The 17,943-nt window shown below is 47.8% G+C and carries 18 protein-coding genes; 12 read left to right on the top strand and 6 right to left on the bottom strand.

Going from position 1 to position 17,943, the window contains the following annotated elements:
• Positions 1-8: 8 nt before the first annotated feature.
• Positions 9-1,247 carry an imidazolonepropionase gene (hutI, locus tag J0A67_RS11110; protein ID WP_206569402.1) on the top strand — a complete coding sequence of 413 codons (1,239 nt, stop codon included), beginning with the start codon at positions 9-11 and terminating at the stop codon, positions 1,245-1,247.
• 74 nt (positions 1,248-1,321) lie between these two features.
• A complete protein-coding gene (hutU, locus tag J0A67_RS11115; RefSeq protein WP_206569403.1) occupies positions 1,322-3,322 on the top strand; it encodes a urocanate hydratase in 2,001 nt (666 codons plus the stop codon).
• Positions 3,323-3,366: 44 nt separating this feature from the next.
• On the opposite strand, the gene J0A67_RS11120 is transcribed toward hutU, so the two are convergent.
• Positions 3,367-3,990: a Uma2 family endonuclease gene (locus J0A67_RS11120; RefSeq protein ID WP_206569404.1), complete on the bottom strand. Its 624-nt coding sequence runs from the start codon at positions 3,988-3,990 to the stop codon at positions 3,367-3,369.
• 86 nt (positions 3,991-4,076) lie between these two features.
• On the opposite strand from J0A67_RS11120, the gene hutG reads away from it, so the two are divergent.
• Positions 4,077-5,039, top strand: a complete 963-nt coding sequence (gene hutG, locus J0A67_RS11125; protein ID WP_206569405.1) for a formimidoylglutamase — start codon at positions 4,077-4,079, stop codon at positions 5,037-5,039.
• A gap of 19 nt (positions 5,040-5,058) precedes the next feature.
• Positions 5,059-5,877, top strand: coding sequence for an alpha/beta hydrolase (locus J0A67_RS11130; protein WP_206569406.1), 819 nt, complete (start codon positions 5,059-5,061; stop codon positions 5,875-5,877).
• 110 nt (positions 5,878-5,987) lie between these two features.
• Here the strand turns inward: J0A67_RS11130 and J0A67_RS11135 are convergent, their stop codons facing one another.
• Positions 5,988-6,821, bottom strand: coding sequence for a 1,4-dihydroxy-2-naphthoyl-CoA synthase (locus J0A67_RS11135; protein ID WP_206569407.1), 834 nt, complete (start codon positions 6,819-6,821; stop codon positions 5,988-5,990).
• A 98-nt stretch (positions 6,822-6,919) separates the two neighbouring features.
• On the opposite strand from J0A67_RS11135, the gene J0A67_RS11140 reads away from it, so the two are divergent.
• Both J0A67_RS11140 and J0A67_RS11145 read left to right on the top strand, forming a co-directional pair.
• Positions 6,920-7,987 carry an AMP-binding protein gene (locus J0A67_RS11140; RefSeq protein ID WP_206569408.1) on the top strand — a complete coding sequence of 356 codons (1,068 nt, stop codon included), beginning with the start codon at positions 6,920-6,922 and terminating at the stop codon, positions 7,985-7,987.
• The gene (locus J0A67_RS11145; protein WP_206569409.1) at positions 7,981-8,406 is read left to right on the top strand and encodes a DUF2141 domain-containing protein; all 426 of its coding nucleotides are present in this window, start codon (positions 7,981-7,983) and stop codon (positions 8,404-8,406) included. Before J0A67_RS11140 ends, J0A67_RS11145 begins: the two co-directional genes overlap by 7 nt.
• Here J0A67_RS11145 and J0A67_RS11150 read toward each other — a convergent pair.
• On the bottom strand, positions 8,403-9,014 hold the full coding sequence (locus J0A67_RS11150; protein ID WP_206569410.1) for a 2OG-Fe(II) oxygenase: 612 nt from the start codon (positions 9,012-9,014) through the stop codon (positions 8,403-8,405). The two genes, J0A67_RS11145 and J0A67_RS11150, sit on opposite strands and share 4 nt — an antisense overlap.
• A gap of 74 nt (positions 9,015-9,088) precedes the next feature.
• Between J0A67_RS11150 and J0A67_RS11155 the strand changes: the two genes are divergently transcribed.
• The 3 genes from J0A67_RS11155 to J0A67_RS11165 all read left to right on the top strand — a co-directional run bounded on the left by J0A67_RS11155 (position 9,089) and on the right by J0A67_RS11165 (position 11,686).
• Complete coding sequence (locus J0A67_RS11155) at positions 9,089-9,850, top strand: hypothetical protein (protein WP_206569411.1); 762 nt, start codon at positions 9,089-9,091, stop codon at positions 9,848-9,850.
• A 68-nt stretch (positions 9,851-9,918) separates the two neighbouring features.
• The gene (locus tag J0A67_RS11160) at positions 9,919-10,581 is read left to right on the top strand and encodes a toll/interleukin-1 receptor domain-containing protein (protein ID WP_206569412.1); all 663 of its coding nucleotides are present in this window, start codon (positions 9,919-9,921) and stop codon (positions 10,579-10,581) included.
• Between the two features lie 58 nt (positions 10,582-10,639).
• Positions 10,640-11,686 (top strand): toll/interleukin-1 receptor domain-containing protein, encoded by a 1,047-nt coding sequence (locus J0A67_RS11165; protein WP_206569413.1) that lies wholly within the window; start codon positions 10,640-10,642, stop codon positions 11,684-11,686.
• A gap of 1 nt (position 11,687) precedes the next feature.
• On the opposite strand, the gene J0A67_RS11170 is transcribed toward J0A67_RS11165, so the two are convergent.
• Both J0A67_RS11170 and J0A67_RS11175 read right to left on the bottom strand, forming a co-directional pair.
• A complete protein-coding gene (locus J0A67_RS11170; protein WP_206569414.1) occupies positions 11,688-12,461 on the bottom strand; it encodes an XRE family transcriptional regulator in 774 nt (257 codons plus the stop codon).
• Entirely contained in the window at positions 12,458-12,715 is a 258-nt protein-coding gene (locus J0A67_RS11175) for a hypothetical protein (RefSeq protein WP_206569415.1), read from the bottom strand. The genes J0A67_RS11170 and J0A67_RS11175 overlap by 4 nt, the downstream gene beginning before the upstream one ends.
• Positions 12,716-13,032: 317 nt before the next feature.
• Here J0A67_RS11175 and J0A67_RS11180 point away from each other — a divergent pair, with 317 nt between their 5' ends.
• Complete coding sequence (locus J0A67_RS11180) at positions 13,033-15,783, top strand: outer membrane beta-barrel protein (protein WP_206569416.1); 2,751 nt, start codon at positions 13,033-13,035, stop codon at positions 15,781-15,783.
• 82 nt (positions 15,784-15,865) lie between these two features.
• Here the strand turns inward: J0A67_RS11180 and J0A67_RS11185 are convergent, their stop codons facing one another.
• A complete protein-coding gene (locus J0A67_RS11185; RefSeq protein ID WP_206569417.1) occupies positions 15,866-16,351 on the bottom strand; it encodes a DinB family protein in 486 nt (161 codons plus the stop codon).
• Positions 16,352-16,462: 111 nt separating this feature from the next.
• On the opposite strand from J0A67_RS11185, the gene J0A67_RS11190 reads away from it, so the two are divergent.
• Together J0A67_RS11190 and J0A67_RS11195 are read left to right on the top strand one after the other, a co-directional pair.
• Positions 16,463-17,413, top strand: coding sequence for a helix-turn-helix transcriptional regulator (locus J0A67_RS11190; protein WP_206569418.1), 951 nt, complete (start codon positions 16,463-16,465; stop codon positions 17,411-17,413).
• A gap of 211 nt (positions 17,414-17,624) precedes the next feature.
• The gene (locus J0A67_RS11195; protein WP_206569419.1) at positions 17,625-17,933 is read left to right on the top strand and encodes a DUF3784 domain-containing protein; all 309 of its coding nucleotides are present in this window, start codon (positions 17,625-17,627) and stop codon (positions 17,931-17,933) included.
• Positions 17,934-17,943 lie beyond the last annotated feature (10 nt).

Below are 17,943 nucleotides of genomic sequence, written 5' to 3' on the forward strand. Positions count from 1 at the left end.
GCAAGGCTATGACAAACAAGCTAAAACTCATCGGTCCGATCACCCAACTACTGACCCTAGATCATCTTCCGGTCAAAGGAGCGCTAAAGGATGAACAGCTCGAAATCATCGAGCAAGCCGGCATTCTGATCGAAGGTGACAAAGTCCTAAAAGCTGGAGCTTGGAGTCCATTGAAAGCCGAATTCCCCAACGCAGAATTGTTCGAGCTAGAGGGAGAATTTGTAGCCATCCCTGGATTGGTCGATTGCCATACTCATATTTGCTTCGGCGGTTCTAGAGCGAAGGATTTTTCCATGCGAATTGCCGGCAAATCCTACCTCGAAATCGCGCAAAGCGGCGGTGGAATTTGGGATACGGTCACCCAAACCAGAAAGCTTGATTTGGACGAACTCTCCGCTGTGACGGTGAAAAATGCCAATCGCCATCTATCCGAGGGCGTGACCACGATCGAGGTCAAAAGCGGCTATGGACTTTCGGTTGAGGAAGAACTGAAAATGCTTCGCGCCATTAAAAAGGCGCAAGAATCGACCGGCGCCGACCTGATTTCAACCTGTCTCGCAGCTCATATGAAACCGCGCGATTTCGATGGCAGCAATTCGGAATATTTAGAGCTTATTTCAAGCCAACTTTACCCAGTTTTGAGAGAAGAAAATCTGACCTCCCGAATCGATGCTTTCGTCGAGAAAAGCGCCTTTTCCCCAGAAGAAATCACTCCCTTTTTCGAAGAAGCAAAAGCCTGGGGATTTGAGCTAACCGTCCATGCCGATCAGTTCACGACTGGAGGATCTGGTGTAGCAGTTAATCTAGGCGCAAAATCAGCCGACCATTTGGAAGCTTCTGGCGAAAATGAGATTTCAATTTTAGCCCAATCCAATACCATCGCCGTCGCTCTGCCAGGTGCTTCAATTGGACTGGGATGCGCCTTCACTCCAGCTAGAAAAATCCTTGACCAAGGTGGCGCTTTGGCCATCGCTTCAGATTGGAACCCGGGTTCAGCCCCCATGGGCGACCTGATCGCTCAAGCTTCAATCCTCGCAACCTTCGAAAAACTAAGCACCGCAGAAGTGCTAGCAGGCATCACTTTCCGGGCTGCATCAGCTTTGGGACTTAATGACCGAGGGAAAATCAAAGAAGGTTTGCTTGCAGACTTAGTCCTTTTCCCAGCAGCCGACTACCGAGAAATCCTATATCATCAAGGCAAACTGAAACCCGCAATGGTATGGAAGGCTGGAAAAAAAGTCGGATGACAAATGTCCGTCACTGGATTTCAGGCACAAAACACAAAAAGCACTGAGGTATTACCTCGAAACCCTTCTTTTCAATGAACTTCCAAGATCAAATCAGACAAGGCATTCCTTCCATTTTACCCGCGAAAAAGGAGCGGACTCCAGGTATCTCCCACGCCCCAAAGCGAAAAGACATCCTTTCCTCGGAAGAGAAAAAGTTGGCTTTGGTCAATGCGCTGCGCTACTTTCCGAAGGATTGGCATGAAGAGTTGGCGGGAGAATTTTTAGCTGAATTGAAAGAATATGGCAGAATCTACATGTATCGGTTCATTCCGGGCTACAAGATTTTTGCTCGGCCAATCGATGAGTACCCGGCCAACTCCAAACAGGTAGCGGCTATCATGTTGATGATCCAAAACAATTTGGACCCAGCCGTAGCGCAACATCCCGAGGAGCTGATCACCTATGGCGGAAACGGTGCGGTTTTTCAAAACTGGGCACAATACCTCCTCACGATGAAATACCTGTCCGAGATGACGGAGGAGCAGACGTTGCATATGTATTCCGGCCATCCCATGGGGCTTTTTCCCTCCTCTCCGGAAGCACCCCGAGTCATCGTCACGAACGGAATGATGATCCCCAACTACTCCAAGCAGGACGACTGGGAAAAATTCAATGCCTTGGGAGTCACCCAATACGGTCAGATGACTGCCGGCTCCTACATGTACATCGGTCCTCAGGGGATCGTCCACGGTACCACGATCACGGTGATGAATGCTTTTCGCAAAAAGCTGGAAAAAGGCGATTCCTCCAAAGGCAAGATTTTCCTCACCGCAGGACTAGGCGGCATGAGTGGTGCGCAGCCCAAGGCAGGAAACATCGCTGGATGCATCACGGTTTGTGCTGAAGTCAATCCTGCCGCAGCCATCAAGCGTCACGAGCAAGGTTGGGTAGACGAACTGATCCAAGACATTGACAAACTGGTAGAGCGGGTCTTTGAGGCAAAATTCAACGAGGAAGTTGTCTCCATCGCCTTCTTGGGAAACATCGTTGAGGTATGGGAACGATTTGACAAAGAAAATCTTTTCGTCGAACTCGGCTCCGACCAGACTTCACTTCACAATCCTTGGGCGGGCGGATATTATCCGATTGGACTTTCATTCGAGGTGGCCAACCAACTGATGGCGACAAACCCAGATGAATTCCGCGAAAAGGTGCAAGAATCACTTTGTCGCCATGCCGCCGCAATCAACCGCCATGTGGCAAAAGGCACTTATTTCTTTGATTACGGAAATGCATTTCTGCTGGAAGCATCCAGAGCAGGCGCTGAAGTCATGGCCGAAAACGGCATTGATTTTCGCTATCCCAGCTACGTACAGGACATTTTGGGCCCTATGTGTTTTGACTACGGTTTCGGTCCATTCCGATGGGTTTGCACCTCAGGCGATCCGGAAGACCTCCGAAAATCTGATCGGATCGCTGCGAATGTTTTGGAAGAAATCCAGAAAACCGCTCCGGAATCCATCTCCCAACAAATGCAGGACAACATCACCTGGATCAGAGAGGCGGAAAAGAACAAGTTGGTGGTAGGCTCACAAGCTAGAATTCTCTATGCCGATGCCGAAGGAAGAGCAAAGATCGCAGCAGCTTTTAACCACGCAATTTCTACCGGCGAAATTTCCGCTCCAATTGTTCTCGGCCGAGATCATCATGACGTCAGCGGAACAGATTCACCCTATCGAGAAACCAGCAATATCTATGACGGCAGCCGGTTTACCGCCGACATGGCAATCCACAACGTCATTGGCGACAGCTTCAGGGGAGCAACTTGGGTTTCGATTCACAATGGTGGCGGAGTCGGCTGGGGCGAGGTAATCAATGGCGGCTTCGGGCTGGTGCTCGATGGTAGCAATGAAGCTGAAAGAAGACTGAAGTCCATGTTATTTTACGACGTGAATAACGGAATCGCCCGTCGCGCTTGGGCAAGGAATTCGGGATCTTTGGAAGCTATCCAAAGAGAAATGGAAAGAAGTCCGGGACTGAAAGTAACTCTTCCCAATCTGGTGGATAAGGATATTTTAAACGGTGTTTTGTAACAGGCCGCTTTTTCAAAGTTTCAAATTGTGGTAAAGCCGGGCCTTCAATCCTCCGAAAAGACCTCTTCCAAATCCAGAACAAAGCCAGAAAGGACCGTCGACTTGATTTTGTCTCCAATGGTAAAAAGTCTGGAGGACTGATAATTTCCCTCTATCAGGGTGTAGACCAGAAGCGTGCATTCGACGGGATGGATGACCCAATATTCCCGAACTCCAAACTCCTCATACAGCTCATACTTGTTCTGAAGCTCCACTCGATTGTTGCTCGGTGAGAGAATCTCTACAATCAGGTCTGGCGCACCTAAACAGCCTTTTTCATCCAGTTTCGACGGATCGCAGATTACGGAAAGATCAGGTTGAACTACCGAATCCACCTTTTTGTCCTCAGGATTTCTGGAAAATCGCACATCAAAAGGCGCTGCATAAACCTCACATTTTTGCCGTTCTAAGAAGTTTGCAAGAATTCGGGACAAAGCCATAGAGACTTTCTGGTGTCTCCTGCTAGGAGCAGCAGCTTTCTTAAACACCTTCCCTTTGATCAGCTCGACGATTTCCTCAAAGTCCCATTTGAGGTAATCGGCGTAAGTATAGCCGGCAAAGGAATCATTTGGCTCCTGAAAAGTGCTCAAATCGATCTTTTCCTTTTGGGGTATCCGATACTCTTTCATGATCAGAAGCTTTATTTGTCAACAAAACTAACAGACAACTTTTCTTAAGTTAGCATAATTAAACTTTTCCCTCGAATACAAATACCATGAACCTAAACCAAAACCCCTCTCCTTTCCATTGGTCCGGAAGAAAGTCAGACCAGATTGACTACTGGCACCAGGCGGTAGAAACGATCGCAAACCTAAATATCAGACAAGATTCATCCGATAAAATCGGGATTTTGGGATATTCCAGCGAAGAAGGCGTAATCAGGAATCAAGGTCGAACAGGGACAATAGAGGGACCTTCGGTGATCCGAAAAATGCTTGGCGCGATAGCCTTGCACTTGCCTGAAGGACTGCCGATCTTGGACTATGGGGATATTTTCACGCTGGATCAGGATATGGAATCCTCCCATGACGCAATCACCCAAATCACCTATGATCTGCTTTCCAGCAATCACTTTCCGGTATTGCTTGGAGGCGGTCACGATTTGGCCTTCGCCCACGGACGGGGAGTCTTGAATTATGTTGGAGAAAAGAACGAGAAATTGGGCATCATCAACCTAGACGCTCACTTTGACCTTCGCCCATTGGTCAAGGAAAAAGGACACTCTGGATCTCCGTTTCTTCAACTCGCCGAGGAATTCCCTAATGATTTCCACTTCCTAGCGCTGGGTATCCAGCGAGCAGCGAATCCCCGCTCCCTCTTCGAAACAGCCGAGAGATTGAAGGCCAAATACATCGTGATGGAGGAATTTCGGCTTCACAACTGGGAGTTTATCCAGGAGCAAATTCTTTGGTTTATCGATTCTGTCGACAAGATCTACCTCAGCATAGATATGGACGGCTTCTCCTCTGCCTTTGCGCCGGGAGTCTCCGCGCCTTCGCCGATGGGTTTCAACCCTCAGATTGCCTTTAAGGTTTTTGAGCTGATCGTAAAAAGCGACAAGCTGATCAGTATGGATGTGGTCGAACTCAACCCTCAGTTCGACCAGGACAACGCCACGGCGAGGCTGGCGGCTAGAGCGGTAGAATATATTGTGAGAAAAAAGTTTGTGACTCAGTAGAAATAAGACTCACACTCGCATGAAACCTTTAATTCTTCTCGTATTTATATTCTTCAGTATCTGCAGAGTTTTTGCCATTAATCCGGATCGGGAATACATCAGAACTCCAGACTCCGTCAACTGGCAATACCAAGAATTGAAGATTCCTACCAAAGATAATTACGTATTAAACACCTGGATTTACAAAGCCAATGAGAAAAACGACAAAGATACCGTCTTAATCTTGGCCTATCCAGACGCGGGAAATATGTCTTACTTTGTCTATCACTCGGCGATTCTTGCTAACGCCGGATATACCGTCGTCACCTTTGATTACAGAGGATTTGGAAAAAGTGATGATTTTGAAATACAAAGGGAATACCTGTATTACCCAGAATTTGCCTTAGATCTAGAAGCCGTTGTCGGGTTCACTTCAAAAAAGTTTGCTGACAACGAAATCGGAGTTTGGGGAATGTCGATGGGAACCACGATCATCTCCAGAGCATACCCTAAAATCAAAAACCAAATCAACTTCATCATAGGCGAGGGATTTGTGACAAATCCATCTGCAATAGTAGATCGTCATCAAAAGTTGGGTAAGGAAATTCTGCTCCCAGAAGCCTCTCAATCCTATGAAGAACTGATCCATACCATCGAAACTCCACTTTTGATCTTATCTGCTTCGGATGATACGATCACCTCTCCACAAGACGCATTAAATCTCCAATCCCAACTTGGTCAAAATTGCAAGACAATTGAATATAAAGGGACTCATCTGAGTGGATTTCAAGTAGACTATGAAACCAAAGGCTTTGGAGGCTGGTTCATTGAGCAAATCGAAAATTTCCTAAAGAGTTGATTAGCTGCCCATGCCCCACAAAGAAAAAGAGCCTGGCGATCGAATCAAGCTCTTCTTTTTGACATAAGACCTTCCTGGTTTTTGAAACCTGGGAAGGTCTTAACCATGATTTAAGGAATCCACTTCACCTTACTGAAATCAGGCTTACGCTTCTCCAAGAAGGCATTTCTTCCTTCCACGGCTTCCTCCGTTCCATAGGCCAGTCGGGTAGCCTCTCCCGCAAAAACCTGCTGCCCCACCATCCCATCGTCGGTCAGGTTCATGGCAAACTTGAGCATTTTGATAGATGTTGGGGATTTGGCTAGGATCTCCTGCGCCCACTCGTATGCGGTGGCTTCCAGCTCCTCATGGGGAATCACTGCATTCACCATTCCCATCTCAAAAGCCTCTTGCGCGGAATAGTTTCTACCCAAAAAGAAGATTTCACGGGCTTTCTTTTGCCCTACCATCTTGGCGAGATAGGCAGAGCCGTAGCCCCCGTCAAAGCTGGTCACATCCGCATCCGTCTGCTTGAAGATCGCGTGCTCCTTACTCGCTAAGGTCAGGTCACAAACTACGTGAAGACTGTGTCCGCCACCCACTGCCCAGCCTGGAACTACCGCGATCACCACTTTGGGCATGAAGCGGATCAGGCGCTGCACTTCCAAAATATTCAATCGATGGTAGCCATCCTCACCCACGTAACCCTGGTTTCCACGTGCCTTTTGGTCGCCTCCTGAACAGAACGCCCAGCCTCCATCTTTGGGTGATGGCCCCTCACCGGAAAGCAAAACCACTCCGATCGAAGTATCTTCCTGCGCATTATAAAAAGCATCGTAAAGCTCGGCCGTAGTTTTTGGACGAAAGGCATTGCGAACCTCGGGCCTATTGAAGGCAATGCGAGCCACACCATTGCATTTTTTATAGGTGATATCTTCGTATTCTTTGGCAGTAATCCACTCCATGATTTTCGTTTTGGTTAAAAATCCGATTTTTGTGCAAGATAGCAGCCTAGCCTGGAATTTGACGAATACACAAAACCCTTTCTAATCCCTCCTTTTAGATGTTTCAGCTCCATATTGGAAATCAGGTTTTCAGCGATGCCGCAGACTTTGAGTTGGATGCTTCCGCATTTTCAGAAGGAAAAAAGGCAGCCTTGGCATTTTGTAAAGCTTGGCTTTCGGGCGATCAAACATTTTTCCAACAAACTTCCGGTTCCACGGGAGCTCCAAAAAGAATCGAGCTAACCCGGGATCAAATGCAGGCAAGCGCCACGGCGACGGGGGCTTTCTTCAAAACAACTTCCGATACTCGCCTCCTCTGCTGTCTTAGCCCGGAATACATCGCAGGCAAGATGATGCTGGTGCGAGCAATGGTTTGGAATTGCCCGGTTTGGCTGGTTGAACCTAGTGGAAATCCGCTTGAGGATCTTGGCTTCATTCCTGATTTTGTGGCCATGGTACCGCTGCAAGTGGAAAAATCTTTGAACAATCCCAAGTCTCTTGATATCCTCAAAAAGGTCGGAAATCTCATCATCGGCGGAGTCCAAACTTCCGAGTTGCTGAAAAAGCAACTGGCCGAAAACCAAATCCTGGCTTGGCAGACCTATGGAATGACGGAGACAGTCTCGCATATTGCCTTGGCAAAAATCAATGACGAAGAACTCCTTTACCAAGTACTGCCCGGTGTGGAAATTGGCATGGATGAGCGTGGTGCTCTTTGGGTAAAGTCTCCTATGAGCGGAACAGAAAAGATCCAAACCAACGATCTTGTTGAATTGCTTTCAGACTCTTCTTTTCGCTGGCTGGGTCGCGTGGATTTTACGGTCAATTCCGGTGGTGTCAAACTCCATCCAGAATTGCTGGAGAAAAGAAGTGAAACAATTATCCAAACAGTTTTCCCCGGTTCTCAGTTTTTCTTCTTTGGAGAACCGGATGAAAGGCTTGGCAACAAGCTTGTTCTAGTTTTGGAGACAGAAGAAAACAATGAGAAATCCGAATTGCTTTTGGAGAAGTTGAGTGAAATCCTGCATCCCTACGAGATCCCAAAACGCGTCCGATTCCTCAATTCCTTTGTCATGACTGACAGCGGAAAAATAAATCGATTAAAAACCATTGAGTCTCAATGCTAATCTCATTCTTGCTTTCCATTCTTCTTTTTTCCATTCCGAAATCAGCGGAGTTTGAAAACGTTTTGCGAGTAACGATCCAAGACGCCGAGTCAGACAAAGGAAAAGTTTTGATCTTGGTTTTTGATCAGGAAGATGGGTTTCCCGACCAAGTGGACAAGGCTTTTAGAAAATTCGCTATTGCCCCAAAAAACGGAAAGGTAGAGCTCGAACTGACGGACTTACCTCCGGGAAAATATGCCTTCACCGTACTCCACGACGCGGACAACAATGAAGTCATGAACACCAGTTTCCTTGGTTTGCCGACGGAGAAGTATGGATTTTCCAACAATCCCCGAATCTATTTCAGCCCTCCCAGTTTCGAAAAAGCCGCAATTAGTTTTGATACCGAATCGAAAAGCACTGTCATCAACCTCCGCTAGTCTATATCCCTCAGCCAGCCTGTGATGCTGATTCGTTCTTTGTGGGTGGGAAGAACCTCATGGGGAATCTCGGCGCTCAGGAAAACGACCAGCCTCCCGCCCAAAGGGAGCACATCCTCTGTGAGCTCAGTACCATCCTCCTGCGGAAAATACATCCGCAAAGCTCCTCCATCCTCTGGAGCCCAAGAATCATTGAGATACAGGATCACCGTCACCACACGGTGGGGCACCGCATGAAACTGATCAAGGTGACGCTTGTAAAAGGATCCAATTGGATATCGGGCGAAATGCCCCTCGAATGAACGCAATCCAAGAAAACATCGCTGATTCAGAATCTTCTTGATCTCTTCAACTTTAGCCCAATAGGTCGCTTGATTAGCACTGAGATTGTCCGCATCCATCCAGAGTACTTCATCGCTTCGAATCTCTGTTCGGATCTGCTTATTCTCCCCAACCCCAACCGCCGCCTGCCGGAATTTACCCCGATTGAGAAGGTCAATCTGCTCTTCCAAAAGGGCCTTTCGAAAGCTCTCATCAACAAATCCATCGACGATGGCATAGGATTTTTCATAAATCTCCGCAGAGATATGATCCAGAAGCTCTTCCAAGGGAACGGGGTTTAGCCCTGCAAAATAACTACTTAATTGGCCGAAAAACCATACTTTTGCGCAAAGCAAAAACGATGAATTCTTCAACGAAAACCTATAGCGGCCTGGTATTGGAATACGACTCTGGAATTGTTCCCCCGCCTTACAGCCATGTTTTCCGTCTCGCCTTGGACTGGAGCAAAGGTCAATTGGACGTGGCACTGGACCTTCACTACACCGATAGGGACGAACTCAGCGAAGAAGAAATCCTCGACGAAGGCTTCACCCTCAACGACGACTACAGCCACAAAGGCCCATTGAACGGAGTCTGGATCAAACCCTTGCAGCAGCTTTATGACAAAAGCCGCTGGACCAACAAGGACATCGAAGACGGTGGAATCACCGTTACTCCGATTGAAAAAGGGAAAGACAACGGCGTAAAAATCCCCGCCAACCAAGAAGAATGGCAACTCATGGCGCAGGACTTGATCCAAGCTATCTATGAAACGGTCAACAAAGAAGCCCCTTTGCAGATCCACTACCGACTAGTCGAGGGAGACACTTCTACTGACTGCAGCATCACCGTGCATTTTTCCAACCGGGAGGTGATTTTTGAGAAAGGGGGAGCATCGCGCACCATCAACTGGGAATACGCCATACAGCTCATGAAGCTCGTCTTCACACCTGACTACCACTACGAGATGGCCAAGGAAGTGCCTGGCAAAAAACGGGGGGCGTACATCGACTGTGGCGATGGCTATTGGCATGAACTGGGAAAAGGCGTGGTTAACATCGATCCATCCTTCGATGCAGTCGGCAAAATCAAATCTGGGTTTTATGACTTATTGCTTGGATAAAATTTTACAAATCTGAAAAAAAATGCCTGATTTTTCTAACTTTAGAAAGTTGCAAATCAGGCATTTTCATGACAGGTGGAAAAATTTTCATCAGTTACCGAAGAGAGGATACTTCGGGGGAGTCCGGCAGACTCAAGGACAAACTTGAACAGGTATTCGGCCAGGAGAACATTTTCTACGATGTAGAAACTCTGGAAGCCGGGCTGAATTTTGACGAGTCGATTGCCAAGGCTCTGGGCGAAAGCAAAGTGCTCCTTGCGATGATAGGGCCCCATTGGCTAAAAGTCTCCGACTCCAAAGGTGTCCTCCGAATCCAAAAGCCCGACGACTGGGTAAGGAGCGAAATTTCCGAAGCATTGAGGAGAAATCTGAGAGTGATCCCCGTGTTGGTCAATGGAGCCGACATGCCTGAGCAAGCGGATCTTCCCGAGGATCTCAGAGAGCTTTCCCTCAAACATGCCCAAGAATTGAGCAGCTCGCGATGGAACTACGACGTGAGCGAGCTGGTAAGGGTTTTGAAAAAATTGGTGATTCCTCAACCCATTCCCCAATCAGTACGCCCCAACCCTATTCCCTCAGCCAATTCCGCTATTGATTGGACAATACAGTCCAGCGACTGGGCAACTAAATATCGTGCTTGGTGGGGTAGAAACTACAAATGGGTATTAGGGGTAATCGTCGCGATTTTTCTCATTCAGGCATGCGAAGATTTGCTCTATGGCGGATTTTGAATGCAGTTTATATAACTATTTCATTAGCATTTGATATCCTAAAGCGAAAAAAGAGATTATGTCAAACGGGAAAATTTTCATCAGCTACCGAAGAGAGGATACTTCGGGGGAGTCCGGCAGACTCAAAGACAAACTTGAGCAGGTATTCGGCCAGGAAAATATTTTCTACGATGTAGAAACTCTGGAAGCCGGGCTGAATTTTGACGAGTCTATTGCCAAGGCTCTGGGCGAAAGCAAAGTGCTCCTTGCGATGATAGGGCCCCATTGGCTTAAAGTCTCCGACTCCAAAGGTGTACTCCGAATCCAAAAGCCCGACGATTGGGTGAGAAAGGAAATTTCCGAAGCCTTGAGAAGAAACCTGAGGGTGATCCCCGTCTTGGTCAATGGAGCCGAAATGCCCGACCAAACCGAGCTGCCTGAAGACTTAAAGGAGCTATCACTAAAGCATGCCCAAGAACTAAGTAGCTCCAGATGGAACTACGATGTGGGAGAATTGACCAAGGTGCTTGAAAAAATCATAGCCAAAATACCGGAGCCCAAACCACAGCCTCAGCCTAACCCCAGACCTTTTTCTCCTCCCGTCGCCAAGCCCAAAAGCTGGTGGGCAAAAAACTACCTCTGGCTGCTTGGTGGTTTCGTAGTGTTTATTGGCTTGGTAGGATTGTGCTCCAACCCAGAAACCGAAACCTACCCAATTGACGATTCCGGCAACGTCGCAACAGACTTCCTTGATGAGGACACGGCGATGGCCTCGGGAACCGTCGGAGAGCCAGATTTCGAAGAAAACCGAAACCAGGGTTCCGAGCAGTACGAGTTTGATCTGGCGGGAGAATGGTCGCTGTACCTGAACGGACAGAAAGTGAGTATTCTCATGATGAGCCAAGAAGGCGTAAACCTTGCCTACTACGAATACAATCTTTTGAATCAAAAAACAGCAGAAGGTAATGGACAGGTCGACGGGCAATATCTCGCTATGGACTACTACGGCGCAACCGGAGTAAACGGCACCATATCAATGAGCACGAACAATTCCGGCCAGACCTGGGTTGGAACCATCTATTTTCCAGCTACAGCCGTAACCGCCGAGCTGAAGCTCACTAGATAAATCACCCCCGGATCTTTCTCAAATCCGCATGGATATCCCGGATCATTTCTCCCAGATCATCAAGTGTGAGCGGCTTTTTCTTGTCTCCAGGATTCGGAAAATCGGTGCTGATAAAAGCCTTCGCTTCCCAAATTTCCAACACATCTTCGCCCTTGACCTCATAGGGTCTGTAGTGCTCGTTGTCAGAAACCAAAAAGAGCTTTCCATTTTCCTCAAGATAGTTGAAAACCCGCTTGTAGACCACGCCTTCAGTTTGGGTCACTAGGACGTAGGTACCTCCGCTTTTGATCTGCTTCAATTGATCCACATAGGATCCGATCACAATAGTTCCCGGCACAAGAGGAAGCATGGAATCGCCCGAAAGCTCAAAAGCTCGATAGGTGGCCTGACGGGAAAGATTGGGCAAGTGAAACTGCGGCAACGTCTCCATATACTCCGGATCCGCAAAGCCGTTCAAATAGCCCGCAGAGGCTTTTTGACCCACCAACGTGATATTTTCCTTGTCAGATTCGTCCGCGGCGATGGTCAGGATGTTGAGCCCTCGTTTTTGTATCGCCCTTCTTCCCAGCTTCTCAATATCGTGCTCTAAAAGCTCCTCTACTCCGACTTCGAGGATTTCACAGAGCTTTTGCAAGGTCGTCAACTTAGGCTCGGAACGCCCATCTTCATAAGCAGATATCATCGTACGCTGCACATCCAGCTGATCTGCCAGGTCATTCTGGGTGATTCCCTTCTGCTTTCGCAAAAAACGGAGATTGGATGCCAGAAAACTCATGCCGAAAAGAGATAAAAATTGTGATCATCTGAACTCGGTGCTACCGGAAAAAACGGATTGATATTCATCGTTTCCATCCTTCTTTGCTCGAGGCGGTTTTTGATCTCCTCGATGATATCTCCGACCGGCTTGGGCTCGGTCACCAGCAGGTAGCCATACTGAGGCTTTTGCTGGTCCTCCACAAAAAATTTAACCTGACAATTGCCAGAGGCAAGAGTCTTGGTCGTGATGCTGATCTTTTCGGCTTGTTCCATAGTTGTTCCAGATTTATGCCTGCTAAGTTAAAAAATGTTGTTTTTATAAACATATTAATGAGTGAAAAATAAACATTTTCATTGACGATTTCTGTCAGACTTGTTAAAAAACACACAAGTCTCTATAAACCAACACAGATCAGCATGGTGAATTCTGTTTTTTTTGACAAGATCCACTGCTTAATCGGTTTTATTACCGCTCAACTAATTCTGGCCTGACTTCCTTCCCATATATGGCTTCCTTTGTAGCCTAATGCCTCCGCTCTTCCGACTACCCATCAACAGCACTGTGTAGAAAAGAGAAATTAAACCAAACCATGAAATACCTATTAACCTTTTTGCTTTTTTTGACAAGCTTATGCGCCTCCTTTTCCCAGACTTACACGGTTCGGGGAAAAGTACTGGACACCAGCAGCAATCAGGGAGTCCCCTATGCCAACGTCCTCCTGCTTTCTGTTGCGGATTCGGCTCAAGTAACTGGAGTCATTTCTGACCTTGAGGGAAATTTTGAATTGACAACATCATCCGAAGGAGACCACATTCTCAAAATCCAGTATCTGGGTTACAACAATGCTTTCAGAAATATCCATATCACGGGCGATTTGGATGTGGGCACGATCGCAATCGCAGAGGAAACCACCGCACTGAGCGAGGTCGTGGTCGCGGCAAGAAGGGCGACAGGCACTCAAAAAAGTGACACCACCATGTACAACGCAGATGCCTTCAAGACCATGAAGGACGCCAGTGCACAGGTATTGATCGAGAAGCTTCCCGGAGTGGTATCCGAAAACGGCGCTCTGCAGGCACAGGGGGAAAGTATCGCCCAAATCCTGGTCGATGGCAAACCGTTTTTTGGGACCGACGTGAAGACCGCCCTGCAAAACCTCCCCGCAGAAGTGATCCAAAGCATAGAGATCTTTGATCAAAAAAGCGAAAAAGCCCAGCTAAGTGGATTTGATGACGGACAGCGACTCAAGACAATCAACATCATCACCAAGCCCAATCGACGAAAGGGCCAGTTTGGAAAGGCTACGGCCGGATACGGCACCGACGAGCGCTACCTGGCTGGGGCTAGTATCAATGCCTTTGACGAGAATCGACGTATCACCTTTACTGGATTGACCAACAACGTCAACATGCTCAACTATTCGAGCGACCCCAACTCCCAAGACAACGCCAATCCCCAAGAAGGGATCATCACGACCAATATTCTGGGACTGAACTACACGGATCTGTGGGCGGAAAAGATCAAGGTGACCGGAAGCTATGTCTTCTCCAAAAGAGAAAATGTAGGCGTGGTCAACCGCTTCCGGGACTATGTCACCACGGACGAATCCAGCCAGTTTTACACGGAGACCGCCACAGATTTTCGCATTAATGACGAGCACCAAGCCCATCTTCGCTTGGACTACAACATAGACGACAAGAACCGAATTCTTTACATTCCACGCTTCTCGGCCCGATTTGAGACAGAGCGTTCTGCGTTTGTCGGCCAGACCGAAGACGGCAACAGCTTGATCAATGAGGTGGACAACCTCAAGACCGGATCCTACAAAGACTACGACTTGTTCAATAGACTCCTCTATAGCCACAAATTTGACAAGCCTGGTCGTACGCTCACGCTGAGAGCCAATTTGGCAAACAACCTGAATATCGACGAGTCCGATCGCAAGGCCCGAAACACCTACTATGAATCCGACGGGGTAAGAAATGAAAACCTGGACCAGCGCACCACCCGTGAACGCACCGGCGACTCCTGGGAGACGGGCATCTCTTACACCGAGGCTTTGGGAAAAAGAGGACAGATGGAATTAGAGTACGAAATCGGCAACAGAGGAAACGATTCGGACAAATTGACCTATGATGTCGAAGGTGGGGACTTCGAGACAGGGACACTCTACCTTGACACAGCGCTCAGCAACACGTTCCAAAGTGAATACCTAACCCAAGAGCTTGAGTTCGGCTATCAATACAGCGCGGAAAAGCTGAAAATGCAAGCGGAAATCCAATACCAGGATGCCCGGTTGGACAATTCCCAGGAATTCCCGCAGGCTTTTGAACTAAGCCGCAACTTCAATAGTATCCTGCCTACCGTGCGGCTGGAATACCAATTTTCACCCAACACCAACATACAGCTCGACTACGATACCCAAACAGACGAACCGCAGATAAGCCAGCTGCAATCGGTTATAGACAACTCCAACCCACTCCAGCTCCGAACAGGAAACCCCGAGCTCGACCAGTCCTATCGAAATCAATGGAGAATGAGGCTGAGAAGCAACAATCCCGACACGGACAAAAGCTGGTTTGTCTACGCCCAGGCGAGCGTCATTGACGATTACATCACCAACAGTTCTTTCATCGCCCAGGAGCCGACCGAAATTCAGGACGGAATCATCCTCGAAAAGGGTTCCCAACTCAACAAACCCGTCAACTTAGACGGGTACTTCGAATTCAGGTCTTGGATGAACTATGGCATGCCTCTGGATTTTATCCAGTCCAAACTGAACGTCAACCTGGGCGGCGGAGTGTCCAAACTACCCAGTTTGGTCAATGATCAAGTGGGCTTCAATAACTCCCAAAGGATCGTTGGTGGGTTCTCCGTCAATTCCAGCATCAGTGACCAGATTGACTTCAATATCTGGTCGAGGTCATCTTTTAACGAAGTGGAAAACACCGTCAATCCAAGTTTGAACAACCAGTTCTTCCAGCAGCGCTTCCGGGTCAACTTCAACTGGATATTTTGGGCGGGCTTCGTCTACAGACTCGACCTCAACCACCAAATCAACTCCGGACTTTCGGAGGGATACGACAACAACTTCTCCTTGGTCAACATGAGCTTGGGAAAAAAGGTCTTCAACAATCAGCGCGGAGAAGTGAGCGTAATGGTCTACGACCTCTTGGGCCAAAACGCCAACGTCCGCAGAAACATCGCAGAGACCTACATCGAAGACGTGCAGACCAACGTCCTTCAACAATATGTGATGCTGTCCTTCACTTACAATCTACGCAGGTTCAGCAAGGGGATGGATGAGGGAGAGTATAATCAGATGTATCAGAATAACTAGCTGAAAAAGCCTTGGAGAAAGAATCTCCAAGGCTTTTTCCATTTTTCAGATGCCAATCGCGACAGATCATTGCCTACTGAAATCATCTTTCCCAAAAGGCCGGAGGAGCAATCCCCAAAGCTCTCAGGTACACATAGCCCTGTCCTCTGTGATGGATTTCATTGTCGATGAAATAAAGAAGCGTGCAATATCCTTGGTCCTCATATTGACCAAAAGCCACTAGCTTTTCCTGAAATCTCCCCTCGGGAATCCGCTCCCAATATTGGTCAATCTGCGCTGTGGTCTTATCCCAAAGTTCGAGCAGCTTCTCCTTGCTCCCCTTGGCCTGATCGCGCTCATCCAGCTCTTTCCATTCATCGGTTGCGAGGCCTACTACCCCTGGCCCGGCGATGGCTAGCAGTTCTGCCGCGAGCTCGGCAAAAGTCCGCATGCCTCCAATACTGAAGGAGAACAGGTCTTTTTCAGGAAATGCTTCGATCGTTCTGCGGGTGAGTGCCCGGTGTCCCTGCCAGTGCGCCAGAAGTTGTTCCCTTGAAATCAGCGTTTCGTTTTTCACTTGAGTTTCCATAGTTTTTTTTGGTTAGGTTGTTTAACTGTTTCAAAGAAACTGCAGCTTAGTGACAACAGTATGTCAGTAGGCTTTTCGTATTTTTCATTTTTTTAGAAAAAAATAGAAACAATGAACCGGATCGACCGACTTACGGCCATTCTCACGCAGCTTCAGTCCAAACGTGTCATCAAAGCACATGAAATCGCCGACCGGTTTTCTATAAGTTTGAGGACGGTCTACCGGGATGTCCGCGCGCTTGAGGAAGCCGGAGTGCCGGTCATCGGGGAAGCCGGACAAGGCTATTCTTTGGTGGAAGGGTATCGATTGCCTCCGGTGATGTTCACGCAGGAGGAAGCACAGGCATTTTTGGTAGCGGAGAAAATCTTCGAAAAACTATCCGACAGGAGCAGTGGAGAGCACTTCCGCTCCGCCATGCTCAAAATCAAATCCGTGCTTCGCAGCTCCGAAAAGGATCGACTTGACCAGCTTTCTCCTTTGGTCGCCGTCTTCCGCAATCGCAACCAACTCCAGCTAAAAGGAAAAGACGAACATCTTCGGGTAATCCTAGATGCGCTTAGTTCCAAAAAACTGCTGGAGATGAGCTATACGACCTTTGACGAAGAAAGGACCAGCGTACGGACCGTGGAAGCCGTGGGGGTGTACTATGCCTTTGAGCAGTGGTATTTGATTGGTTGGTGTCGGCTGAGAAAGGATTACAGGACCTTTCGTCTGGATCGCATGAATAGCTTAAAAACACTCGAAGAAACCTATGACCCGCTAGCGCACCCCACTCTGAAAGAATACATTGACAAAGTCCGCGCCGCTGAAAATCTCATTCAAATCGTACTTTCTGTACCGCTTTCCTTTGAGAAATATCTTCGGGTTCAAAAGTACAACCAAGGCTTTGTGATGGAAAAACGATCGGAGGATAGTGTGGAAATGACCTTTATGACTTCGCACCTAGAAGGCTTTATTCGATGGGTCGTCTGCTTGGCAGACCAAATAAAAATCATCTCCCCTCCCGAGGCAAAGGAAAGGTTGAGAGAATTGGCGGAAGAGATCAGAAATAACTCAAACTAAAAAAAATGCGCCAATTATCATTCATCTTCTATCTCCTCGGCATTTGGCTTTTCGCTCGCATTTGGTTTCACCTTGCTTATCGGCTACAGGAAAGGCAGCTTCCCCGTATCTCAAAAAAAAAACGACATACCAAAATGTCGGCTGCCCAAGCGTTTGACCTTTTCCGATATTTCACTAATTTGTTAAAACAAACCTCTTGAAAATCAATACCATGGAAGCTTTAATAATAGGAATACTGTTTTTGATATTAGGCTTGGTGCTCAGGGCATATCCTAACATTTTGGCAGGATATGGAAGTTTATCGCAGTCTGGGCGGGACAATGCCGAGAAAAACGGGCTGCGCTTTTACGGGTTCTTGCTTTTCATCCTGATGGGTATAATCACATTGCTCGGCTATCTCGCGTCTATTTGGCTTGAATCCCCAAAACTATCCACTACAATCGCAATCATCGCCACGATGGTGGGGATGGTGTTGGCAGTAGTCGGCGGAAATTTTTTGGTCAATAACCGAAGCAGATAAAACCAATCCA

Source organism: Algoriphagus aestuariicola, assembly GCF_017254835.1.
In the GTDB taxonomy this organism is placed as follows: Bacteria; Bacteroidota; Bacteroidia; order Cytophagales; family Cyclobacteriaceae; genus Algoriphagus; species Algoriphagus aestuariicola.